The sequence below is a fragment of the Micromonospora sp. SL4-19 genome, from assembly GCF_047921475.1.
In the GTDB taxonomy this organism is placed as follows: domain Bacteria; phylum Actinomycetota; class Actinomycetes; order Mycobacteriales; family Micromonosporaceae; genus Micromonospora.
The window spans coordinates 1-20,797 of sequence record NZ_JBLROB010000050.1 but is presented as its reverse complement, the minus strand read 5'-3'; the positions used below and the strand labels follow the sequence as shown (position 1 = coordinate 20,797).

Annotated in this window: 22 protein-coding genes, 2 tRNA genes and 1 pseudogene; 11 read left to right on the top strand and 14 right to left on the bottom strand. The window is 72.4% G+C overall.

The features are described from left to right. Positions 1 to 16: 16 nt before the first annotated feature. A complete protein-coding gene (locus tag ACNAVT_RS30780; RefSeq protein WP_416301397.1) occupies positions 17 to 1,333 on the top strand; it encodes an Ig-like domain-containing protein in 1,317 nt (438 codons plus the stop codon). A 102-nt stretch (positions 1,334 to 1,435) separates the two neighbouring features. Here the strand turns inward: ACNAVT_RS30780 and ACNAVT_RS30775 are convergent. Together ACNAVT_RS30775 and orn are read right to left on the bottom strand one after the other, a co-directional pair. Next, positions 1,436 to 1,511, bottom strand: a tRNA-His gene (locus ACNAVT_RS30775). 102 nt (positions 1,512 to 1,613) lie between these two features. After that, positions 1,614 to 2,204: an oligoribonuclease gene (gene orn, locus ACNAVT_RS30770; protein WP_416301395.1), complete on the bottom strand. Its 591-nt coding sequence runs from the start codon at positions 2,202 to 2,204 to the stop codon at positions 1,614 to 1,616. Positions 2,205 to 2,278: 74 nt separating this feature from the next. On the opposite strand from orn, the gene ACNAVT_RS30765 reads away from it, so the two are divergent. Beyond that, positions 2,279 to 3,538, top strand: a complete 1,260-nt coding sequence (locus tag ACNAVT_RS30765) for a glycosyltransferase 87 family protein (protein WP_416301393.1) — start codon at positions 2,279 to 2,281, stop codon at positions 3,536 to 3,538. Positions 3,539 to 3,699: 161 nt separating this feature from the next. Here the strand turns inward: ACNAVT_RS30765 and ACNAVT_RS30760 are convergent, their stop codons facing one another. The 4 genes from ACNAVT_RS30760 to ACNAVT_RS30745 all read right to left on the bottom strand — a co-directional run bounded on the left by ACNAVT_RS30760 (position 3,700) and on the right by ACNAVT_RS30745 (position 7,848). Then, a complete protein-coding gene (locus ACNAVT_RS30760; protein WP_416301392.1) occupies positions 3,700 to 4,581 on the bottom strand; it encodes a hypothetical protein in 882 nt (293 codons plus the stop codon). 150 nt (positions 4,582 to 4,731) lie between these two features. Then, a complete protein-coding gene (locus ACNAVT_RS30755) occupies positions 4,732 to 5,463 on the bottom strand; it encodes a YcnI family protein (protein ID WP_416301390.1) in 732 nt (243 codons plus the stop codon). A gap of 16 nt (positions 5,464 to 5,479) precedes the next feature. After that, entirely contained in the window at positions 5,480 to 7,162 is a 1,683-nt protein-coding gene (locus tag ACNAVT_RS30750; RefSeq protein ID WP_416301389.1) for a copper resistance CopC/CopD family protein, read from the bottom strand. Between the two features lie 44 nt (positions 7,163 to 7,206). Continuing rightward, entirely contained in the window at positions 7,207 to 7,848 is a 642-nt protein-coding gene (locus ACNAVT_RS30745) for a zf-HC2 domain-containing protein (protein WP_416301387.1), read from the bottom strand. 111 nt (positions 7,849 to 7,959) lie between these two features. Here ACNAVT_RS30745 and ACNAVT_RS30740 point away from each other — a divergent pair, with 111 nt between their 5' ends. Genes ACNAVT_RS30740 through ACNAVT_RS30725 form a run of 4 tightly spaced genes read left to right on the top strand, consistent with a single transcriptional unit; the run spans position 7,960 to position 10,931 of the window. Continuing rightward, positions 7,960 to 8,547 carry a sigma-70 family RNA polymerase sigma factor gene (locus tag ACNAVT_RS30740; protein WP_416301385.1) on the top strand — a complete coding sequence of 196 codons (588 nt, stop codon included), beginning with the start codon at positions 7,960 to 7,962 and terminating at the stop codon, positions 8,545 to 8,547. A 32-nt stretch (positions 8,548 to 8,579) separates the two neighbouring features. Next, positions 8,580 to 9,104 (top strand): MauE/DoxX family redox-associated membrane protein, encoded by a 525-nt coding sequence (locus ACNAVT_RS30735; RefSeq protein ID WP_416301383.1) that lies wholly within the window; start codon positions 8,580 to 8,582, stop codon positions 9,102 to 9,104. Further along, positions 9,097 to 9,813 (top strand): DsbA family protein, encoded by a 717-nt coding sequence (locus ACNAVT_RS30730; RefSeq protein ID WP_416301381.1) that lies wholly within the window; start codon positions 9,097 to 9,099, stop codon positions 9,811 to 9,813. Before ACNAVT_RS30735 ends, ACNAVT_RS30730 begins: the two co-directional genes overlap by 8 nt. Then, positions 9,810 to 10,931, top strand: coding sequence for a hypothetical protein (locus ACNAVT_RS30725; RefSeq protein WP_416301379.1), 1,122 nt, complete (start codon positions 9,810 to 9,812; stop codon positions 10,929 to 10,931). Before ACNAVT_RS30730 ends, ACNAVT_RS30725 begins: the two co-directional genes overlap by 4 nt. A 19-nt stretch (positions 10,932 to 10,950) precedes the next feature. Here ACNAVT_RS30725 and ACNAVT_RS30720 read toward each other — a convergent pair whose 3' ends face one another. The 4 genes from ACNAVT_RS30720 to ACNAVT_RS30705 are packed head-to-tail and all read right to left on the bottom strand — an operon-like array spanning position 10,951 to position 13,648. Further along, a complete protein-coding gene (locus ACNAVT_RS30720) occupies positions 10,951 to 11,724 on the bottom strand; it encodes an energy-coupling factor ABC transporter ATP-binding protein (protein WP_416301377.1) in 774 nt (257 codons plus the stop codon). Continuing rightward, positions 11,721 to 12,491, bottom strand: coding sequence for a cobalt ECF transporter T component CbiQ (gene cbiQ, locus ACNAVT_RS30715; protein WP_416301375.1), 771 nt, complete (start codon positions 12,489 to 12,491; stop codon positions 11,721 to 11,723). Before cbiQ ends, ACNAVT_RS30720 begins: the two co-directional genes overlap by 4 nt. Positions 12,492 to 12,503: 12 nt before the next feature. Beyond that, a complete protein-coding gene (locus ACNAVT_RS30710) occupies positions 12,504 to 12,932 on the bottom strand; it encodes a PDGLE domain-containing protein (protein ID WP_416301373.1) in 429 nt (142 codons plus the stop codon). Next, the gene (locus ACNAVT_RS30705) at positions 12,929 to 13,648 is read right to left on the bottom strand and encodes an energy-coupling factor ABC transporter permease (protein WP_416301372.1); all 720 of its coding nucleotides are present in this window, start codon (positions 13,646 to 13,648) and stop codon (positions 12,929 to 12,931) included. The genes ACNAVT_RS30710 and ACNAVT_RS30705 overlap by 4 nt, the downstream gene beginning before the upstream one ends. 161 nt (positions 13,649 to 13,809) lie before the next feature. Between ACNAVT_RS30705 and bcp the strand changes: the two genes are divergently transcribed. From bcp to ACNAVT_RS30690, 3 genes are all read left to right on the top strand, one after another. Further along, a complete protein-coding gene (gene bcp, locus ACNAVT_RS30700; protein WP_416301370.1) occupies positions 13,810 to 14,280 on the top strand; it encodes a thioredoxin-dependent thiol peroxidase in 471 nt (156 codons plus the stop codon). 58 nt (positions 14,281 to 14,338) lie between these two features. Continuing rightward, positions 14,339 to 14,425 (top strand) — tRNA-Leu (locus ACNAVT_RS30695). Positions 14,426 to 14,480: 55 nt separating this feature from the next. Next, complete coding sequence (locus ACNAVT_RS30690; RefSeq protein ID WP_416301368.1) at positions 14,481 to 15,020, top strand: GNAT family N-acetyltransferase; 540 nt, start codon at positions 14,481 to 14,483, stop codon at positions 15,018 to 15,020. Between the two features lie 160 nt (positions 15,021 to 15,180). Here ACNAVT_RS30690 and ACNAVT_RS30685 read toward each other — a convergent pair whose 3' ends face one another. Both ACNAVT_RS30685 and ACNAVT_RS30680 read right to left on the bottom strand, forming a co-directional pair. Further along, the gene (locus tag ACNAVT_RS30685; RefSeq protein WP_416301367.1) at positions 15,181 to 15,999 is read right to left on the bottom strand and encodes an MOSC domain-containing protein; all 819 of its coding nucleotides are present in this window, start codon (positions 15,997 to 15,999) and stop codon (positions 15,181 to 15,183) included. Continuing rightward, on the bottom strand, positions 15,996 to 16,829 hold the full coding sequence (locus tag ACNAVT_RS30680) for a class I SAM-dependent methyltransferase (protein WP_416301365.1): 834 nt from the start codon (positions 16,827 to 16,829) through the stop codon (positions 15,996 to 15,998). Before ACNAVT_RS30680 ends, ACNAVT_RS30685 begins: the two co-directional genes overlap by 4 nt. Positions 16,830 to 17,076: 247 nt before the next feature. On the opposite strand from ACNAVT_RS30680, the gene ACNAVT_RS30675 reads away from it, so the two are divergent. Both ACNAVT_RS30675 and ACNAVT_RS30670 read left to right on the top strand, forming a co-directional pair. Then, positions 17,077 to 18,027 carry an LCP family protein gene (locus tag ACNAVT_RS30675; RefSeq protein WP_416301407.1) on the top strand — a complete coding sequence of 317 codons (951 nt, stop codon included), beginning with the start codon at positions 17,077 to 17,079 and terminating at the stop codon, positions 18,025 to 18,027. 357 nt (positions 18,028 to 18,384) lie between these two features. Further along, entirely contained in the window at positions 18,385 to 19,689 is a 1,305-nt protein-coding gene (locus tag ACNAVT_RS30670) for a sugar transferase (RefSeq protein WP_416301405.1), read from the top strand. A 13-nt stretch (positions 19,690 to 19,702) separates the two neighbouring features. Here the strand turns inward: ACNAVT_RS30670 and rfbD are convergent, their stop codons facing one another. Further along, positions 19,703 to 20,572 carry a dTDP-4-dehydrorhamnose reductase gene (rfbD, locus tag ACNAVT_RS30665; protein WP_416301363.1) on the bottom strand — a complete coding sequence of 290 codons (870 nt, stop codon included), beginning with the start codon at positions 20,570 to 20,572 and terminating at the stop codon, positions 19,703 to 19,705. Then, a pseudogene (locus tag ACNAVT_RS30660) lies at positions 20,569 to 20,797 on the bottom strand (dTDP-glucose 4,6-dehydratase); the annotation flags it as partial. The gene rfbD and the pseudogene ACNAVT_RS30660, both read right to left, overlap by 4 nt.

The following is a 20,797-nucleotide window of genomic DNA, read 5'->3' as shown; positions in this document are numbered from 1 at the left end:
CGACTGTGAGGGAATCATGCGAGCTAGCCAGGACGAGCTGATCCGGTCCGGCACCGTCCGGCGCGGCGGGCGGCGCCGCGTGATCGCGGCCGCGATGCTCGCCGCCGCGATGGCCCTGACCTCTGCCTGCACGAGCAGCAAGGACGGCGACAAGCCGTCCAGCTGGCAGAGCGCCGGCGAGAGCGCCCCGAAGGCGACGGCCACCATCACGGAGCCCAAGGCCGACGCCAAGGACGTCCCGGCCGCCACCGCCATCACCTTCACCACGAAAGAGGCGACGGAGACCACAGTCGAGCTCAAGGACTCCGCCGGCAAGGCCGTCGAGGGGCAGCTCGCCGAGGACGGCGGGAGCTGGCTGCCGGACGGCGCCCTGAAGTACGGCGAGACCTACACCGCGACGGTGACCGCGACCGGCGACGACGGGAAGCCGGCGACGGCGACCAACACCTTCACCACCATGGCCAAGCCCGCCAAGCAGGTCAGGATCAGCAGCTTCCTCGGCGACAACCAGGTCGTCGGCGTGGGCATGCCACTGATCGTCAGGTTCAGCCGGGCCATTCCCAAGGACTACCGGGATGACGTGCAGCGCCGGATGACGGTCACCGCGAAGCCGGCCCAGGAGGGCATCTGGCACTGGGTGAGCCCCACCGAGGTGCGCTACCGGCCGAAGGTGTTCTGGAAGGCCAACAGCACCGTGTCGTACCGGGTGCAGGCGGGCGGGCTGCCGCTGGGCGACGGCTGGTACGGCCGCTCCGACCTCACCGTCGACATCAAGATCGGCCCGGCGTTCGTCATGACCGTGGAGAACCGCACCAAGCGGATGACGGTCACCAAGGACGGCAAGGTGATCAGGACGATCCCGGTGAGCCTCGGCAAGAAGACGACCCCGTCGTCCAGCGGCACCATGGTGGTGATCGAGAAGAAGCGGCACACGGTCTTCGACACCATGGAGGAGCTGGGCCCGGTGGACGGCTACCGCACCGAGATCGACTACGCCCAGCGGCTCACCTGGGGCGGTGAGTTCATCCACGCGGCCCCCTGGTCCGAGGGGGTGCAGGGCCGGACCAACGTCTCGCACGGCTGCGTGAACGTCTCGATGAAGGAAGGGGCCTGGCTCTTCGCCAACACCCGGATCGGCGATCCGATCACGGTCAAGGGCACCGAGCGCAAGCTCCAGGACGGCAACGGTTGGACCGACTGGGACATGAGCTGGGACGAGTACGTCAAGGGCAGCGCCCTGCCGTACGAGCCGCCGGCGCAGCCGGGCGACGACAGCAGCCCGAGCGCGGACCCGGACACCACGGGCGAGCCCAGCACCGAGCCGACCACCTGACCCACCCGTACGCGGCGGCCCCCTCCTTCGGGAAGGGGCCGCCCGCGTGTCCCCGGGCAGAGAAATGACGAAAGCCCCCTCCGGTGGAGGGGGCTTCGCTTCTGGGGTGACTGATGGGAATTGAACCCACGACAACCGGGACCACAACCCGGTGCTCTGCCAACTGAGCTACAGCCACCATGCTCTCCGCGCCGGTCGTCCCGGGCGGGGCGCGGACTAATAATAGCCACACCCCTGCCGGCCCCGTCCAGCGGGTTCCGGTCGGCCGCCCGGCGGCGGCTCAGAGCTGCGCGGCGATCGCCTTGGCGCTCTCCACGTCCGGGCCGGGCAGCGGGACGAAGATGGTGCGCCGGTAGTACTCCAGCTCGCGGATGCTCTCCCGAACGTCGGCCAGGGCCCGGTGGGCCAGGCCCTTCTGCGGCTGGCCGAAGTAAACCCGGGGGTACCAGCGCCGGCAGAGCTCCTTGATCGAGGAGACGTCGATCATCCGGTAGTGCAGGTGCGCGTCGAGGCGGGGCATGTCCCGGGCGATGAAGCCCCGGTCGGTGGCGATCGAGTTGCCGCACAGCGGCGCGCTACGGGCGTCCTTGACGTACGTGCTGACGTAGTCGAGCACCATGTCCTCGGCCTCGGCGAGGGTGACCGTGGAGCGGCGTACCTCCTCGGTGAGGCCGGACTTGGCGTGCATGGTCCGCACGATCTCCGGCATCCCGTCCAACGCCGCCTCGTCGGCGTGGATGACCACGTCCACGCCTTCCCCGAGCACGTTCAGGTCGGGGTCGGTGACGAGCGCGGCGACCTCGATCAGCGCATCCCGGCCGAGGTCCAACCCGGTCATCTCACAGTCGATCCAGACGAGAAGATCAGCCACCGGACCAGACTACGCGTCGCCGAACCGCCCGCGCCTTGAGCACCGGGGCCGAGGCGGACCGCTAGGGTTGCCCCGTGCCCGCCGAACCCGTCGCACCACCTGCCATCACCGAGGACGACCCGGGCGGCCGTACGGCCCGCCGGCTCGTCACCGTGGTGGCGCTCGCGGCGGTGCTGCCGGCGCTCTACCTGCCCAGCACGGGCCACAACTTCTTCGACCTGAAGATCTACATGCGGGCGATGGACTGGTGGGCGGCCGGTCACCCGCTCTACGACTACGTCCAGCCGGACCGGGTGCAGGGCGCCCTCTACTTCACCTATCCGCCGTTCGCGGCGCTGCTGCTGCGGCCGTTCGCCCTGCTGCCGCTCGGCGTCACCGTGGCGGTCTTCACGGCGCTGACCGTGCTCGGCGTGGTGGTGACGACCCGGTGGGTGGTGAAGCCCGTGGTGGAGCGGCACGACCTGCCCCGGTTCTTCACCCTCACGGTGGCCGTCCTGCTGGTCCTCGCGGTGGAGAGCACCCGGGAGACACTCACCTTCGGTCAGATCAACATGCTGCTGGTGGTGCTGATCCTGGCAGACCTGCTCTTCGCCGTGCCCGGCGGGCGGCGTTGGGGCGGGGTGGGTGTCGGGCTGGCGGCCGCGCTCAAGCTCTTTCCGGGCATCTTCATCTTCTACCTGCTGGCCACCCGACGCTGGCGTGCGGCGGTGGTCGCCTCGGCGACCGCGGCGCTGGCCACCCTGCTGGCCGCAGCGTTCGCGCCGAGTGACTCGTGGCGGTTCTGGACCCACGAGTTGTGGGCGACCGACCGGGTGGGTCGGACCGACTACACCGGCAACCAGTCGTTGTTCGGCCTGCTGAGCCGGATCACCGCGCCCGAGAAGCCGAGTCAGCTGACCTGGCTGCTGCTGGTCGGCGTGGTCATCGGGTACGGGCTGTGGCGGGCCGCGCGCGTCGCCCGGGCCGGGGACGCGCTCGCCGGGCTCACCCTGGCCGGCCTGGTCGGCGGGCTGGCCAGCCCGATCACCTGGACCCACCACCTGTACTGGTTCATCCCGGCGGTGGTGGTCCTGGTCGGCGCCGCGCTGGAGGTTCGGCGGGACACGGTGCAGGGTGTCCGGCGGCGCCGCTGGTTGTTCGCCCTGGCGGTCGGCACCGGCTTCGTGATCATCTACGGGGTGGTCACGTTCCTGGACTGGGGGGTCGCCCCGGCGCGTACCGACAGCTTCGGCGCGTTCGTCGCCCGCAACGCGTACGTGCTGCTCAGCCTGCTGTTGCTGATGGCGCTGCCGGCCCGGCGGCCGGTCGGGGCGGAGTCCACCGCCAAACTCTGAAACTTGCACCAAATGGACAGATCTCGCGACCAGCAGGGTTCGACGCTAATCTGGTCTCAACTACCTCAAGTTTCTCCCAGGTAGCACCGATTCCCCCGGTGACGGTGGCCCTCCGCGTCGGCAGCGCGGAGGGCCACCCGCCGTTGGGGGCCGTGCCGGGATCAGGCCGGGTCGGCCGGCAGGTCGGCGAGGGCCTCCGGGCGCCGGCGCGGCACCGGTCCGATCGCCGCGCGGGACGGCTCGGCGGGCGCCGATCCGACGGCGACCAGTTGCCGCTCGGGCAGGGTGGGTCGCTCCTCGCGCACGCCCAGCCCGCTGAGCGAGGTGACCCCGAGCCGCCCGGCGAGCACCGGGACCTGGTCGGGCTCGACCACGAAGACCACCTCGCGCGGGCGGACCGGACGCAGCAGCAGCACCACGGCGAGGACCACCATCAGCACGCCACTGGTGAGCAGCGCCCACATCACCCCGGGGAACCAGCCGGCCCGCAGCTCCGCGCGCAGGTCCAGGGCCAGGTCGGCCCGGCCGTCCGGCCGCATCACCACCAGGCTCAGCGACCGGCCGGCCAACTCGGCCGGGGTCAACTCCAGCGCGCCGGTCCCCTCGCGTACCCAGAAGCCCTGGCTGAGGGGGGCGGTGGCGGCGGTGCCGGCGGTGGCCGGCCCGGCGGGCTCCAGACGGATCGGCAACGGGCCGCGGGCCAGCGCGACCCGGCGCACGGTGTCGTGCGGGACGTCCCGGAGCCAGCGCCGCACCTCGCCGGTCGGGGCCAGGCCGAGGAAGGCCGGGCCGTCCGGGGTGCGCGCGGTCAGCCGCAGGCGGGCCTGCCCGGCCCGGGCGAAGGGCGCCTCCGCACGGAGCAGGTCGTCCACGTCGGTGACCACGACGGCCTGGCCGGTGGTGCGGACCGTCTCGAAGCGGGCGCCGAAGCTGCCGTCCGGGTCGGCGTGCCGGGCGACGGTCCAGAGACCGGCCCCCGCCAGAAGCGCCGGGATTCCCATGACCAACAGCAGCATGCCGGCGATCGTTCGCACGAATCGCATTCGCGTCGTCCCCCTCGGTAGCCAATTACCCGGCCGACCTTACCGAGGCGAACCGACCAAACGCCGGATATCCACGGCAAGCACCCGCCGGGCCGCAGAAAGACCGCCGGCCCGCCGGAAGATCCGTCGGGCCGGCGGCACTGGCACTGGTCAGGCCTTGGGGGTGGGCTCCCGACGGGTACGCAGGAAGGCCAGGCCGCCGAGGATCAGCCCGGCCAGCCCGGCGACCAGACCGGCCACCCCGAGGGCCGTGCCGGCGCCGGAGTCGGAGTCGTCGGCCGAGGCAGCCGGCGAGGCGCTCGCGGCCGCCGACGCCGCCGGCGACGCGGACGCCGACGCGGCGGTCAGCGTGAGCACCGGGGCCGGGTTCTCCGGCTCCTGGCCGCCCGGCGTCGGCTCCTCGATCCAGCGGGACACGTTGCCGTCGGAGTAGGTCTGGAGCACCTTGAACACCATCCGGTCGACCTGCGGCAGCGGGCCCATCGACACCGGGAACTCCTGGAACTCGCCCGGCTTGACCCCGCCGTTCGCGGCCGCGGTCCAGGTCAGCTTGGACACCGCCTCGGTGAGCTGGCTGCCGTGCACCTCGAGCGGCGGGTCGACCTTGCGCTTCTCGACCTGCACCGTCCATCCGGGCACCGGCATGGTGGAGACCGAGCCGACCGGAGCGTTCTCCGGCAGCACCACCTCGACCTTGGTGGTCGATGCCGTGTCGCTCTCGTTCGGCACCCGGAAGGCGAAGCGACCGTAGCCGCCCTGGGTCGCCTCCATCGGGTTGACCGTGACGTGCGCCGAGGCCGCCCCGGCCAGGCCGAGCACGGCCGTGGCCACGGCGGCGAGGGTGAGCGCGGCGACGGCTGCGGGACGCCGGAGACGGATCATGGGAGAGGGCCCTTCGTTACTTGATCGGCACGGTAGCGGTCACCGTGGCCTGGTCGATGTCGGACGTGCGGACGGTGAAGCGGAGCTGCCACTGCCCCGCCGCCGGCAGGCTGATCTCCCCGGTGGCGTGGTTGTCGGTCAGCGGCAGCAGCGGGATGTCGATCGGCTCGATCCCGGCCGACGGCAGCGCGGCGGTGGCCTTCCACTCCTTCACCGGCTGCGGCCGGTTGTCCGGGGTGTAGGCGTAGAGGTGCAGCGAGTTGTTGCCGCGTTCGGCCGGGTCCATCTCCACCTGGAGCGAGTAGAGCGGGCTGGACAGCGTGGTGGAGAAGTAGCCGGCGGGCGCACCGGCCACATTCGCGGAGGCGGTGCGGGCCGGGGTGGTCTGCACCAGGGTCGCCGAGACGCCGAGCACCACCGCGGTGATCGCCAACTCGGCCGCGATCGCCCGCCGCATCGCCCCCGGGCGGCCCGCGGCGGTCCGCCGCTTCACCAGCGCCCGGGAGTACGCGGCCACCCCGATCACCAGCGCGAACAGCCCGATCTTGGCGAGCAGCAGCTGCCCGTAGGTGGTGTCGACCAGCGCCTTCGGGGTGACCACCTCGATCAGCCCCTGCACGGTGCCGGCGAGCAGCAGCGCGGCGACCGCCAGGGTCGCCCAGCGGGACCAGATCGGCAGGATGGCGCCCAGCTCCCGCTCGTCGGCCCGGCGCAGCAGGAAGGCCGCGAGCATCACCAGGCCGCCCAGCCAGACGGCCATGCTGCCCAGGTGCACCGCGTCCGCCACCACCGACACCGCCGGAGCGGGCGAGGCGGCCGGGTGACCGGCCAGCGGCCAGGTGAACAGCGCCGCCCCGCCGAGGATGGCCAGGATGATCCCGTCGGTCCGGCCGATCGGCCCGGCGAAGAGCGGCCGGAGCAGGAACGCCGCCGCGGCGAGCAGGCCGAGCCGGACCAGGTGCGCGGTGCCGTAGGCGCTGCCCAGCACGTCGCCGAGCCCGGCGCCGGTCACGTCGAACAGGCCACCACCGGCGGTGTAGGGCACCTGCAACCACAGCTCGGCAACGGTGGCCAGGACCAGCAGGCCCAGCCCCGACCAGGCCAGCCGGGCCGGTCCCCGCCGGGACAGCCGGCGCGGCCAGAGCGCGGCCAGCACCAGGGCCGGGCCGACCAGCAGCAGCAGGCCCAGGTAGCTGAGGTACTTCGCCACCTTCACCGCGTTCTGCACCACCGGGTTGGCGCGGGTGTCCGTACCGGAGTCGGTCGGGGGCGTCGACGGGGCGCCCACCGAGTAGGTGAACGCGCCGGAGACCGGGTGGCTGTCGGCGGAGATCACCCGGTAGCTGACCAGGTAGGTGCCGCGCGCGCCGGACGGGTCGACCGGGATGGTCACCACGGCATCCTTGAACGTCGGCTCGCCCCGGTCGGCCCGGGAGCCGTCGGGGGCGATCACCCGGATCTTGCCGGGGACCTTGCGGACCCCTTCGCTGAAGGTCAACACCACCTCGCTCGGCGCGTTGGACACCACGGCGGAGGCGGTCGGGCTGCTGCTCACCAGCACCGCGTGGGCGCTGGCTGGGGTGGCCGGGGCGAGCAGCAGAGCGACGAGGGTGAGCAGCAGAGCGGCGGCGGTCCCCCACCGCGCGGCCCGGCGACGGTCGGCGACGGACACGGGCCGGCGGCGTACGGCAGAGTTCATGACCATCATGCTTCCCGACCGGCCCGGCGATCGGCCACCCCGCCTCATCCGCCTTCCGGGGCGAGCACGATGGGCCGCCGGCGCTCCGGCTCGGCGCTGACCCGGCCCAGCGCCCAGAGCAGGGCGGCCTGCACCACGGCGGCCAGGTGGCCCAGCTCGTGCACGGCCGCGGTGGTCGAGGCGGCGATGTCCACCACGCTGGTCCCGGCCAGGCAGACCGCGAGCACCAGCGCCACCGGCAGGAACGCCCGGGCCCGCTCCGGCCGCCAGGCGGCCAGCGCGAAGCCGACGGCGAGGGCCGCGTCGAAGGAGGCCATCTCCCGGCTGGTGTGCGGATCAGCCTCCACGCCGAGCCCGGCCAGCAGAATCGGCAGGGCGATCGCGAGCTGCGCCACGGCGGCGACCGCGACGGCCACCCGGAGCACCTGGCGCCGGGCCCGCACGGTGGCCGCCTCGCCGTGACGCGTCGCCGCCCCGTCCGCGCCAACGGCGGCCAGCACGGGGGCGGTCAGGTCGGGTACGTCCACCACCCGCAACCGGGCGAGCCGGGTCACCCGCTCGGCCCCGGCCAGCCAGGAGCGGCAGCCCGGGCAGGACGCGGTGTGCGCCGTCAGGGCCGCGGCCAGAGCTTGCGGATCCTCCCCGTCCAGCCGCGCCGACAGCGCCTCGCGTACCTCCTCGCACATCATGAGGGGGTAGTCGGAGAGCCGGCGGGAAAAGTTCCCGACGTGGGCGGGACCATAGAAAGGGCCGAAGGACCCTGCCCCACCCTGATCCGCCGCGTAACCTCGTCAGTCGTGATCCCCGCCCCGCGCGACACCTCCGCCGACCGCCCTGTGGCGGGGCACGAGGCTGCGCCGGATCCGGCGACGCACTGGGCGCTGGCCGCCCGCGATGGCAACCCGGTGGCGCAGGCCGCCTTCGTCCGGGCCACCCAGGCCGAGGTGTGGCGCTTCGCCGCCGCCCTGATCGACCCGGACAGCGCCGACGATCTGACCCAGGAGACGTACCTGCGGGCATTCCGGGCACTCCCCGGGTTCGAGGGGCGGTCCAGCGCGCGTACCTGGCTGCTCGGCATCGCCCGCCGGGCCTGCGCCGACCACCTGCGGACGGTGGTGCGCCGGCGGCGGCTCGGCGAGCGGCTGGCCGCACAGGCGGCCACGGACCGGCCGTACCCCGACCCGGCCGGGCAGCTCGGCGCCACCGACCTGGTCCGCCGGCTCCCCGCCGAACGGCGCAGCGCGTTCGTGCTCACCCAGTTGCTCGGCCTGTCGTACGCCGAGGCCGCCGCGGTGGAGGGAGTGCCGGTGGGCACCATCCGGTCGCGCGTCGCCCGGGCACGTGGCGACCTGGTCGACGCCGTCGGCGACGCGCTGACCGGCTGACGGTGGAACCTCCCAGGGATCCGGGACGACTAATGACCATGACCGCACCCCCCACCCGGGCCGCGCGCTGGCCCGCAATCCGGCCCTGGCTCGGTGCCGCCGTCCGGCTCGGGCTGGCCGCCGTCTGGTTGTTCGCCGGGGGCGCCAAGGTCGGTGACCTGGCCGCCTCCGGGCGGGCGGTCAACGCCTACCAGGTGATGCCGTACGACCTGGCGACGGTGATCGGCGCCGCGCTGCCCTTCGTGGAGCTGGCGCTCGGCGTACTCCTGCTCGTCGGGCTGGCCACCCGACTGATGGCCGGCGTCTCCACGGCGCTGCTGGTGGTGTTCATCGCCGGCATCGCCTCGGCCTGGGCGCGCGGCCTGGCCATCGACTGCGGGTGCTTCGGCAGCGGCGGGCAGCTCGCCGCCGGCCAGGCCCCGAGCTACCTCCCGGAGATCCTCCGGGACCTGGGATTCCTGGTACTGGCCGGATTCCTGCTGATCTGGCCCCGCACCCCGTTCTCGGTGGACGGTTGGCTGGCGGGCGAACCACCCGTGGAGGGCGAGGATGAGTAGTCGTAAGGGGCGGAAGAACGCCGCCCAGGTGGTCCGTGCGCAGATCGCCCGGGAGAAGCGACGCACCCGCACGATCTGGACCTCGGTCGCCGCGGTGGTGGTGCTGGTGATCGCCGGGTTGATCGGCTGGTCCGTCTACCGCGGCGAGAAGTCGAAGACCTTCACCGCCCCACCCGGTGCCAGCGCCGACGGCACCGGCATCCTCGACGGCAACGGCCCCGTCACCATCGACCTGTACGAGGACTACCAGTGCCCGGCCTGCAAGCAGTTCCAGCAGGTCAGCGGCGCGACCATCGACCAGCTGGTCAGGGAGTACAAGGTGCGGGTGGTCTTCCACCCGGTCGCCTTCCTGAACCGCTTCTCCACCACCCAGTACTCGACCCGTTCCTCGGCCGCCGCCGGCTGCGCGGCCAAGGGCGCGAAGTTCAAGGAGTTCACCAACGAGCTCTTCGCCAAGCAGCCGCCGGAGAACAGCGCCGGGCTGAGCGACAGCGAGCTCGTCGACATCGGGGTGGGCGTCGGACTGGACCGGGACGACTTCAGCGCGTGCCTCAAGAACGGCACGTTCAAGGCGTGGACCGCGCACGTCACGGACGAGGCCAGCAAGGCGGGCGTGGTCGGCACCCCGACCATCAAGGTCAACGGCAAGGACGTCGAGGACCGCAGCCCGGAAGGGATCAAGGCGGCGGTGGCGGCGGCCGGCAAGTGAACCTGGTGCCGCTGCGGCGCGCGGGGCTGGTCGTGGTCGCCGCGCTCGCCGCCCTCCTCGCCCTCGCCACGCCGGCCGCCGCGCACGGCGCGGACGCGCCCGACGGCACCGACTACCGGGCCGAGGTCGCCGCGATCAGCCCCGCCCGGCCCGGGCTCACCGCCCGGATGGTCGAGGCGGGGGCCCGGCTGGAGCTGACCAACCGCACCGGGCCGGAGGTCGAGGTGCTCGGCTACTCCGGGGAGCCGTACCTGCGGATCGGGCCGGGCGGGGTGTACGAGAACACCCGCTCGCCCGCCACGTACCTGAACCGGACCATCGCCGGGGACACTCAACTGCCGCCGCAGGCCGACCCGGCGGCAGTCCCGGTCTGGCAGCGGATCTCCGACGGGCCGTCGGCGCGCTGGCACGACCAGCGGACGCTCTGGATGGAGTCGGCGCCGCCGCCGCAGGTGGGCGCCGACCCGACCCGGCAGCAGCGGATCCGCGACTGGGTGGTGCCGCTGCGCGCCGGCGACGACCCGGTCGAGGTACGCGGCACCCTGGACTGGGTGCCGCCCCCGGACGCGTATCCGTGGTGGGTGGCCGCCACGCTCGGCTTCCTGCTCATCGGCGCCGCCGGCCTGGTCCCGTCCGGCACAGCGACCGGGGTACGCGCGTTGCGCGCGGTCGGCGCCCTGCTCGCCCTGGGCGGGCTGGCCACGGTGGCGTTCACCGTGGGCCGGGTGCTGGACGCCGGCGCCGAGGGGGTCGGCGGGGTGCTGCTCGGGCTGGTGGGCGAGCAGGTCTGGACGCTGCTCACCGGGCTCGGCGCGGTCGCCGCCGGCGGGTACGCGCTGGCCCGCCGGGAGGCCGCCGACTTCACGCTCGCCCTGGCCGGGGCATGCCTGACCCTCTTCGCCGGGGTGGCCAACCTGGCCGTGCTGTCCCGCTCGGTGGTCCCGGTGGCGTGGCCGGCGGGCCTGGCCCGGGTCTTGGTGGCGCTGGCGCTGGCCACCGGCGCCGGCGCGGTCGCCGCCGGCATCCTCCGCCTGCACGCCGCCTCCCGCGCCGCGAGCGCCAGGCCTCGCCCCGCCGCCGCGACACCCGCTCCCCCGCCGACCCACACCCGCGGCTGAGGGTGCCCGGCCCGGTGGGTCAGGAGGGGCGGGGGGCGGCGCGGGGGTCGAAGCCGTAAGGCAGTTCCAGGCGGTGGGCCGCCAGGAGTGCCTCGTCGGTGAGGATGTCGGAGGTGGCGGCGTCGGCGACCACCCGACCGGCGTCCAGGATCACCGACCGGTCGCACAGCTCCGCCGCGTACGGCAGGTCGTGGGTGACCATCAGCAGCGTCACCGGCAGGGCGCGCAGGATCTCCGCCAGCTCCCGCCGGGCCGCCGGATCGAGGTTGGACGACGGCTCGTCGAGGACCAGGATCTCCGGGTGCATGGCGAGCACGGTGGCCACCGCCACCCGGCGGCGCTGGCCGAAGGAGAGGTGGTGCGGCGCCCGGTCCCGGTGCTCGCTCATCCCCACGGCGGCGAGGGCCTCGTCCACCCGGGCGGTCAGCTCCGCCCCGCGCAGCCCGAGGTTCGCCGGCCCGAACGCGACGTCCTCGGCGACGGTGGGCAGGAAGAGCTGGTCGTCCGGGTCCTGGAAGACGATGCCCACCCGGCGGCGGATCTCCGCGAGGGTTTCCCGGTCCCGGCTGACCGTCAGGCCGCCGACGCTGACCGTCCCCTCCGTCGGGGTGAGGATGCCGTTGAGGTGCAGCACCAGGGTGGTCTTGCCGGCGCCGTTCGGCCCGAGCAGGGCCACCCGGTCCCCGCGCGGCACGGTCAGGTCCACCCCGTGCAGGGCGACGTGACCGTCCGGGTACGCGTACCGGACGCCGCGAACGTTCAGGGAGGGAGGTGTCTGCACGTACCCGATCATGTCAGGGCGACCGCGACGGCGGCGATGGTGGCCGCGACCAGCGGCACGGTCGCGGCGGCCGCCCACTGCCCGGCGGTGGCCGCGCCCGCGCCCTGCCAGACCGCCGGCATCCGCCCGGTGTAGCCGCGGGAGACCATCGCCAGGTAGACCCGCTCGCCGCGCTCGAAGGAGCGCAGGAAGAGCGCGCCGACCCCGGCGGCGAAGCCGCGCAGCTGCCACAGGAAGCGGGGGTCGTCGCCCCGGGACACCCGGGCGACCCGCATCCGTCGGGCCTCGCCCACCAGCACGTCCAGGTAGCGCAGCATGAAGGTGGCGATCTGGGTGAGGATCTGCGGGCAGCGCAGCCGGTCCAGGCCGACGATCAGGTCCCGCGTCGTCGTGGTCGCCGCGAGCAGAAGCGACGCCAGTACGCCGAGGGTGCCCTTGGCCAGGATGTTCCACGCGCCGTGCAGGCCGTCCACGGACAGGCTCAGCCCGGCCACCTCGACCCGTTCCCCCGTGCCGAAGAACGGCAGCGCGAACGCGAAGAGCACGAACGGCAGCTCGATCAAGGCCCGGCTGAGCAGCCAGCCGGGCCCGACCCGGGCCAGCGCCGCCACCGCGACGACCAGCAGGGCGTACCCGGCAAAGGCCCAGTAGGCCTCCCGGGGCGTGGCGACCACCACGACGGTGAAGAGCACCATCGCGGCGATCTTCACCTCGGGCGCGAGGCGGTGCACCGGAGAGGTGGACGCGCGGTAGAGCACGTGCGCGTGCCCGGCACCCACGGCCGCGTGCCCTCAGCCGGCCGAGCCGGCGCGGGACGTGCCCTGCGCCTCACCGAGGGCGGCGGGGTCGGAGCCGGTGGCGGCCGGCAGCCCGGAGTCCGGGCCGTTGCCCCGGCGACGGGCCAGCCAGAACACGCCGCCACCCAGGGCGAAGGTGAGCAGCACGCCGATCACGCCGGAGAGGCCGGTGGAGAGGAACCCGTTCGTCACGCCCCGGATGCCGTAGTCGGCCAGCGGGCTGTCGCCCAGCTCGTGCTCCTTCGCCTGCTGGGCCGGGCAGCTGCCGCCGGTGATCTCGTCCTCGGCGTTCACCGTGCAGCCCTTGAGCAGGGACGAGTCGAGCCCGTCGGGGTGCGGCGAGGCGTAGTTGCTGACCACGCCGGCAAGCAGCAGGGCGACCAGCAGTCCGCCGAGGATGAAGGGCCAGGGACGCTTGCTCATCGGGCACCTCCGGCGACCGGGACGGCGGGGGCCGGCGTGGCCGGCTTACGGGCGCGCAGCGCGTACACCAGGTCGGGACGGACCTTGGCGACGGTGACCACGGTGGTGGCGGTGATCAGGCCCTCGCCGATGCCGATCAGCAGGTGGAAGCCGGCTACCGTGCCGGCCAGCCCGGCCAGGTTGCCGCCCAGGTCGGTGGTGCCGCCCAGCCAGTACTCCAGGACGAAGCCCTGGCTGGCGACCATCACGCTGACCAGCGCGGAGACGAAGGCGGTGACGCCGAGGCCGGCGGGGGTACGCGGCAGCGCCCGCAGCAGCAGCGCGATCAGCAGGTAGCCGGCGGCGGTGCCGAGGAGTGCCATGTTGGTGATGTTGAGGCCGAGCATGGCCACCCCGCCGTCGCCGAAGACCAGGGCCTGCACGACCAGGACCACGGCGACGCAGAGCGCCCCGACCCAGGGGCCGACCAGCAGCGCGGCGAGGGCGCCACCGAGCAGGTGACCGCTGACGCCCGCGGTGACGATCGGGAAGTTGAGCATCTGCACGGCGAAGATGAACGCGGCGACCAGGCCGGCCATCGGCGCCAGCCGGTCGTCGAGGTCGCGACGCGCGCGCAGCACGCAGAAGGTGAGCGCGGCGAGCGCGAGCGCCGCGAAGATCGCGGCCACGGGACCGTTGATGATCCCGTTCGAAATGTGCATCGCCAGGATTTCCACGACACCTCCCGGGACGCGGCGGGGCGGTCCACGCCGTCACCGATGAGCTTATTTGTGACGGGTCGTTGTTGCCAATCCCTTGCAACAAGCCATGGTGATCATCACACGGACAGCGCGTCGTCGCCGCCCCCGGACGGCACCGCGGCGGTATCGTCTCCGCCATGACCGACCGCCTCAACCCCGGCGACCCCGCCCCCGAGTTCACCCTCCCCACCGACAGCGGCGGGACCCTCTCCCTGGCCGACCTGCGCGGCCGCAAGGTCATCCTGTACGCGTACCCGGCCGCCATGACGCCCGGCTGCACCAAGCAGGCGTGCGACTTCCGTGACTCGCTCGCCTCGCTCCAGGCCGCGGGTTACGAGGTCGTGGGCATCTCGCCCGACAAGCCGGAGAAGCTGGCCAAGTTCCGCGACCGGGATCTCATCACCTTCCCGCTGGTCGCCGACACCGACAAGGCGGTGCTGACCGCGTACGGCGCGTACGGCGAGAAGCAGCTGTACGGGAGGACGGTGACCGGGGTGATCCGCTCGACCTTCGTCGTCGACGAGGACGGGAAGATCGAACGGGCGCTCTACAACGTCCGGGCCACCGGGCACGTCGCCAAGCTGCGGCGGGACCTCGGCCTGGACTGAGCAGCGGCGGGCCGGACTGCACACCGTCTCAGCGCGACGCTCTACACTCATCGGGTCTGCGGGAGTGGCGTAACAGGCAGGCGCGCGGGCCTTAGGAGCCCGTGTCCGAAAGGACGTGGGGGTTCGACTCCCCTCTCCCGCACCAGCAGCGGTGTCGTGAAGGTCACGAGGGTGGGTTCGCGCCGCGCCATTCCCGCAGGATGGCCGGTGTGAACCTGCGCTTCGTCCTCGACCCCGATCTCACCCCTGAGCTGCACGAGCAGATCATCGCCCTCTGGGTGGACGTCACCAACGCCGGCGGCGCGGTCGGCTTCGTCGCTCCGGTGACCGCAGCCGAGGTCCGTCCCATCGCCGAGGAGACCTTCGCGGACATCACCGACGGACCGGACCGGCTGCTGGTCGGCTACGAGGGGGACCGGCTGGTCGGCATTTTGATCATCGGCGACAACCGGTTCCACCTGAAGACGCACTGGCGGGTGCTCAAGCGGGTGATGGTGCACCCGGACACCCAGGGCCGGGGACACGGCGCCGCGCTGATGCGCGAGGCCGAGCGGATCGGCCGGGAGCTGGGCCTGGCGGCACTGCACGTGACGCTCCGGGACGGCCTGGGTCTGGGCGCGTTCTACGGCCGGCTCGGGTACCGGGAGGTGGGGCGGCTGCCCGCCGCGCTGCGCCTCGCCCCCGGCGACGACCGGGACGAGGTCTTCATGTGGCGCGACCTCGGCACCGAGGCGTCCTGACGCCGGGGCGGGGTCTACGGCGGCGCTACGAACTTGATGACATGAACGGATCGACGGGCGGCGGGCGCAGCCGGGGTGAGTCGTTCACGTCATCAGGTTCGTAGGACGACCGGAGCGGACAGCAGCGTGCCGTGGCCCCGCGGCGCGGCCACAGCGGCGGTCAGTCCGCCACGGTCACCGGATCACCGACGGTCACCGAGCCCGGTCCCTCGGGGACCAGGTGCAGCCCGAAGAGGAGCAACTGCCCGACGTTGCGGTGCCGGGCCAGCGTGCGGAGGGGCTCCTTGCCGCGTACCCCGGTCTCCTGATCCGTGGTGGTGACCACGCACCGGTCGCAAGGCCCGGCGGCGCGGAAGCGGGCCGAGCCGACGCGGAGCCGGCGGCCGACCCATCCGTCCTCGGCCCAGGCCGGGGCGCCCTCGACCACCAGGTTGGGGCGGAACCGGGCCATCGGCACCGGCGGCTCGCCGGCCGTGGCGAGCCAGCCGTTGAGCGTGTCGAGCGAGGCCGCGCTGGCCAGCAGCAGGGGGTACGCGTCGGCGAAGCTGACCCGGTCGCCGGTGTCGTGTTCGCGGTCGCTGGCGGGAATGTGCCGGGCCGGTCGGCCGAGCCAGACCAGGCGCACCGGCCGGCCGAGCAGCGCGGTGAGCCAGTCGTCGGCGGGCGGCCCGGCAGGGAGCGCGGGGACGGGAAGCGGGCGACTGCGGAAGGTGCGTACCGGGACCGGCTCGGCGTCCACCGGCTCGGGCACCACCAGGTCGGGGTGGTCGGCGGCGCGAAGCAACAGGCCGCCGCCCCGCACCTCGGCGCGGAGCCCGACCAGAGCGGTGGTCTCGCGTTGGGTGACGCCCACGCCGTGGGCGTCCACGACCATCCAGCGCCGGTCGCCGGCAAGGCCCCACGGTTCGACGCGGGCGCCGTCGTGGTCGACCCGGTGGGAGCCCTTGACCGGGTACGTGTGGATCGCCGCGAGTCTCACCAGGCCACTCCGATCCCGTCGCCCGGGTACCAGTGCCGGGCCGGGGTCTCCCGGTACGCGAGGAAGCGCCGACCGGTGCGCTCCGCGTGCTGGCCGAGAACGTTGGTGACCGTGACGTTGTCGGTGAGCAGCATCGCTGCCGGGGCGAGCTTCGCCTCGACCGCCTCGAACTCGCTCTGCTCGTGCACCCGGCTGTGATCGCTGTCGTGCAGGAAGAGATCGACCGGGCGGTCCAGCGCGTTGATGGAGGCGACCGAGTCACCGATGACGAGGTCGACCACGTCGGCCCATGGCCTGGCCCGGGCGAGGTAGCCGGCCTCGGGGTTGATGTCGAGCGAGGTGAGCCGACCGGGATGCCCCTCGGCGGCGTTGCGCAACAGCGCGGCGGCCAGGACACAGCTGCCGAGGCCCTTGTCCACGCCGGTCTCGACGACGTGTGCGGGCTTACGGGCGCGGACGATGGCGTACCAACCGATCCGGCGGGCGTAGCGGACCTGCAGGTCGGCCAGGCCGCGCCGGGACGCGGCGGCGGTGGCGGCCTCGATGTGCCCGCGCAGTTCGTCGTCGCCCTCCAGCTCGGCGAACCAGCCCCGCACCTGTTGGACCGGCACGTCGCACACCACGCTGACGAACCAGGCCAGGTGGTGCCGGCTCAGCTTGGTCAGGTCGTACGTGTAGTTGTGGTGCTCGCGGGAGGTGAACAGCCAGCGGGCAGAGACACCCAGCACCTTGCTGTCGTGCCGCGCGACCCGGGCCAGCCGTTTCGGGAAGGCGGCGACCGGCGCGAGCCGGGTCCGGGCGATAGCCCGACGGAGCTTCGTTGCATCCACCTCGCGGTTGTACCAAGCCGGGGCGGCGGCTGAACAGAAAAACTTCTTGTTTCCCCCGGGTGGCCGGCGCCGGCCGCCGGACGGGTCCCCCCGTAGCTGGACGTCCATCAGTAGCATCACCGGCATGCAGGATCGCCAGCAGATCGCCGACTCCGAACCGCGCTACCCAGCGTCCGAACTGGAACACGACGGCGCGGAGGAGACCTCCCCGCCGGCTCCGCGTCGCCGACGTGGCCGACGGGTCGCCCTGATCGTGCTGCTGGTGGTGGTGCTGCTCGTCGGCGGTGGCGTCCTCGCGGGCGGCCTGTACTACCGCTCAGTCAATTCCTCCATCGATCGCGTCGAAGCTTTCGAGGACGTGCCCGAGGAGTCCCGACCGCAGGTCGAGGTCAAGGGCGCGATGAACATCATGATCCTGGGCAGTGACTCCCGCGACCCGGAGAACACCGGGGGCTCCCGCAGCGACACCATCATCCTGGCCCACCTGCCCAAGGGCCGGGCGAGTGCGCAGCTCATCTCGATCCCGCGCGACACCTGGGTGCCGGTGCCGCGCTCGAAGAACGGCAAACACGGCGGCCGGGACGCCAAAATCAACGCAGCATACGCATGGGGCGGCGTTCCGCTGATGGTGCAGACGGTGGAACAGTTCACCGGCGTCCGCATCGACCATGTGACGATGGTCGACTTCTCCGGCTTCAAGGAGATCGTCGACGCGCTGGGTGGCGTCGAGATCGACGTGGAGAAGGGCTTCACCACGGCCTACGCGCTGGGCGGTAGCCGGACATTCGCCAAGGGTCCGCAGACCATGGACGGGGCCGCCGCGCTCGACTACGCACGCGAGCGGCATGCCTTCGCCGACGGCGACTTCGCCCGGATCCGCCATCAGCAACAGGTGATCAAGGCCATCCTGGACAAGGCGGCCTCCGGCGGCGTGCTGGGCAACCCCAGCAAGCTGAACTCGTTCGTGAAGGCCACGTCGAAGGCGGTGGCGGTGGACAACTCACTGTCCCTCCTGGACCTCGCGATGGAGCTGCGGGAGTTGCGCAGCGGCAACCTCGCGTTCTTCACCTGCCCCACCAAGGGGACCGGCTGGGTCGGCAGTGAGAGCGTCGTGTTCGCGGACGCGACGAAGTCCAAGAAACTCTTCGAGGCGGTCCGCCGCGATTCGGTCCCGGACATTCTTTCCGCCGGAAAGTAGGACATCACTCTGTCGTGCCGGCTCTGGCGGCGCGACAGGCCCGCTCGTATCCTTCGATCGCCCGAGGCGTGCGGCATGGCGCCTCAGGCTTCCACGGGGGAAGGATCGACCATGTCAGGGCAACCTGCAACAAGGGACCCGGCTGTCGCCAGGAGGCAGTTCGAGCAACGATCACGGCAGACCGCGGCATCGTCCGACGCGGCCGGCGACGAGGGGATCCTCGCGGTGATCCCCTCCCTGCGGCCGCCGAGCGATCCGGCGGTCGGCGCTGAGACGTGCCCCGGCCTCGACACGACCGCAGTACTGCCGTACGCCGGTTCCCGGGCCTCCAAGCGCACGCGCTGGCTCCGGGCCTGGATGATGACGGCTCCCATCGACGTCGTCGCGCTGCTCGCCCCGCTGCTGTTGAGCCAGAACTACTGGCGCGGCACCCTGGTCAACGCCGGCCTCACGGTGGCCTTCTTCACGGCCGGCGGGCTCTACCGGGCCCGCCGGCACGTCAGCATCCTGGACGAACTCCCGAGCCTCTGCGGGCGGCTGCTGGCCTCCGCCGCGGTGGTGGGCATCATCGCGGCCGAGCGCCACGATTCGGTGCAGTACGTAAGCGGGTTCATGCAGGACGTCGCGCTCTCCGCCGGGCTGGTGATCGTCGGCCGGGCGTTCAACCGGAAGTTCATGCTCGTCGCGCGCAAGCGCCGGTGGGTGGAGCACAACGCCATCATCATCGGTAGCGGTCCGATCGGCGTGGAGCTCGCCCGGCTGATCCGGCGCTATCCCCAGTACGGCCTGCGGTTTGTCGGCTGCGTTGACGCCCCGTCGCGGCAGGACGCCGCGTCAGTTCCGTTGGTCGGCACCCTCGACGACCTCGAACACCTCACCCGGCTGCTGGAGTGCGAAGTCCTGGTCATCGCCGACCCGGACTGTCCGGAGTCCACCCTGATGGAAATCCTGCTCCGGCCGGCCAGCTCGCGCTGCGACCTCTGGGTTGTGCCGCGCCTCTGGGGTTCCCGGTCCCATGGTGGAGATGCCGACCACGTCGGGGCCATCCCGATCGTCAAGATCGGTGACACCACGCTCTCCGGCCCGCGGTGGGCCGTCAAGCGGGCCTCCGACGTGCTTTTCGCCGCAGTGGCGTTGGTCGTACTGAGCCCGGTGCTCCTGCTCTGCGCGATCGCGACGTTCCTCGACGGCGGCCGGGGCATCTTCTTCCGGCAGGAACGGATCGGCCGATACGGCAAGCCGTTCAAGGTGATCAAGTTCCGGTCGATGCGCCCGGCGGACGAGCACGAGTCGCAGACGAACTGGTCCATCGCGCACGACCGGCGGGTCGGGCCGATCGGGCGGTTCATGCGCCGGACCTCACTGGACGAACTGCCCCAGCTCTGGAACATCCTTCGTGGACAGATGAGCGTGGTCGGGCCGCGGCCGGAACGGCCCTACTTTGTCGAGAAGTTCTCGGCCGAGTACCCCCACTACGCGATGCGCCACCGCGTCCCCGTCGGGCTCACCGGGCTCGCGCAGGTCAGTGGTCTGCGAGGCGATACGCCGATCTCCGACCGGGCGAGGTTCGACAACTACTACGTCGAGAACTGGTCACTCTGGCTTGATATCAAGATCGTGATGCGCACCGTCGCCGAGGTCTTCCGCGGAGGTGGTCGCTGACCGGACCGGGCCGTCAACTACCTGGCGTCGAGGCCAACGCCTCGGCCAGGCCCGTCCGCCAGTCGGGCAGCGGTTGCAGGTTCGCTGCCGTCCAGCGGTCGTGGGCCAGGACGCTGTAGGTGGGGCGGGGTGCTGGGCGCCGGTAGTGGTCGCTGGTGGTGGGTTGGATGCGGTCGGGGTCGAGGCCGCGCAGGGTGAACACGGTGCGGGCGAGGTCGTACCAGGTGGTCTGGCCTTGTGTGGTGCCGTGGTAGATGCCTGCGGCGGCGTGACCGACGAGCGCGGCGTCGGTGAGCGCGACGAGTTGTTGTGCCAACTGGTAGGACCAGGTGGGTTGCCCGTGCTGGTCGTTGACGACGTCGAGCCGGTCGCGTTCTGCGGCCAGGCGCAGCATGGTGGCGACGAAGTTGGGGCCGTGTCGGCCGTAGAGCCAGGCGGTGCGCACGATGTAGCCGGTGTCGGGAAGAAGCTCGGTGACGGCGAGTTCTCCGGCCAGTTTGCTGCGCCCGTAGGCGTTGACCGGGCAGGTGGGGGCGTCCTCGGGGTATGGCTCGGTGGCGTCGCCGGGGAATACGTAGTCAGTGGAGATGTGAATCATCCGGGCCCCGGTCGCGGCGCAGGCCCGGGCCAGGTGGGCGACCGCGTCGCCGTTGACGGCGGTGGCCGCCTTCTCCTGGGTTTCGGCGCCGTCCACGTCGGTCCACGCTGCGGTGTTGATCACCAGGTCGTGTCCGGTGACGGCGGTGCGCACCGCGTCCGGGTCGGTGATGTCGAGGTCGGCACGGGTGGCGGCGGTGACCCGCAGGTCGTCTCGGGAGTGCAGCACGGCCGTCAGGTCCCGCCCCAGCATCCCGGCGGCGCCGGTGACGAGTAGCCGGCTCATGCGGGCACCGGCGGTGTGGTGGCGGTTTTCAGTGGTTCCCACCAGGCCCGGTTGTCGTGGTACCACTGCACGGTCTGTGCCAGGCCGTGGTCGAGGTCGATGCTCGGCGTGTAGCCGAGTTCCGCACCGATTTTGGTGATGTCGAGTGAGTAGCGGCGATCGTGGCCCTTGCGGTCGGTGACGGGCACGACCTGCTCCCATCCGGCGTCGCAGGCCTGCAGCAGG

What these genes read in the sequence shown, in the direction of transcription:
- ACNAVT_RS30780 (WP_416301397.1), top strand. Translation starts at nt 17, where the DNA reads ATGCGAGCTAGCCAGGACGAGCTGATCCGGTCCGGCACCGTCCGGCGC.
- ACNAVT_RS30760 (WP_416301392.1), bottom strand. Translation starts at nt 4,581, where the DNA reads ATGCGATTCGTGCGAACGATCGCCGGCATGCTGCTGTTGGTCATGGGA.
- ACNAVT_RS30755 (WP_416301390.1), bottom strand. Translation starts at nt 5,463, where the DNA reads ATGATCCGTCTCCGGCGTCCCGCAGCCGTCGCCGCGCTCACCCTCGCC.
- ACNAVT_RS30750 (WP_416301389.1), bottom strand. Translation starts at nt 7,162, where the DNA reads ATGAACTCTGCCGTACGCCGCCGGCCCGTGTCCGTCGCCGACCGTCGC.
- ACNAVT_RS30745 (WP_416301387.1), bottom strand. Translation starts at nt 7,848, where the DNA reads ATGTGCGAGGAGGTACGCGAGGCGCTGTCGGCGCGGCTGGACGGGGAG.
- ACNAVT_RS30735 (WP_416301383.1), top strand. Translation starts at nt 8,580, where the DNA reads ATGACCATGACCGCACCCCCCACCCGGGCCGCGCGCTGGCCCGCAATC.
- ACNAVT_RS30730 (WP_416301381.1), top strand. Translation starts at nt 9,097, where the DNA reads ATGAGTAGTCGTAAGGGGCGGAAGAACGCCGCCCAGGTGGTCCGTGCG.
- ACNAVT_RS30720 (WP_416301377.1), bottom strand. Translation starts at nt 11,724, where the DNA reads ATGATCGGGTACGTGCAGACACCTCCCTCCCTGAACGTTCGCGGCGTC.
- ACNAVT_RS30710 (WP_416301373.1), bottom strand. Translation starts at nt 12,932, where the DNA reads ATGAGCAAGCGTCCCTGGCCCTTCATCCTCGGCGGACTGCTGGTCGCC.
- bcp (WP_416301370.1), top strand. Translation starts at nt 13,810, where the DNA reads ATGACCGACCGCCTCAACCCCGGCGACCCCGCCCCCGAGTTCACCCTC.
- ACNAVT_RS30690 (WP_416301368.1), top strand. Translation starts at nt 14,481, where the DNA reads ATGGCCGGTGTGAACCTGCGCTTCGTCCTCGACCCCGATCTCACCCCT.
- ACNAVT_RS30670 (WP_416301405.1), top strand. Translation starts at nt 18,385, where the DNA reads ATGATGACGGCTCCCATCGACGTCGTCGCGCTGCTCGCCCCGCTGCTG.
- rfbD (WP_416301363.1), bottom strand. Translation starts at nt 20,572, where the DNA reads ATGAGCCGGCTACTCGTCACCGGCGCCGCCGGGATGCTGGGGCGGGAC.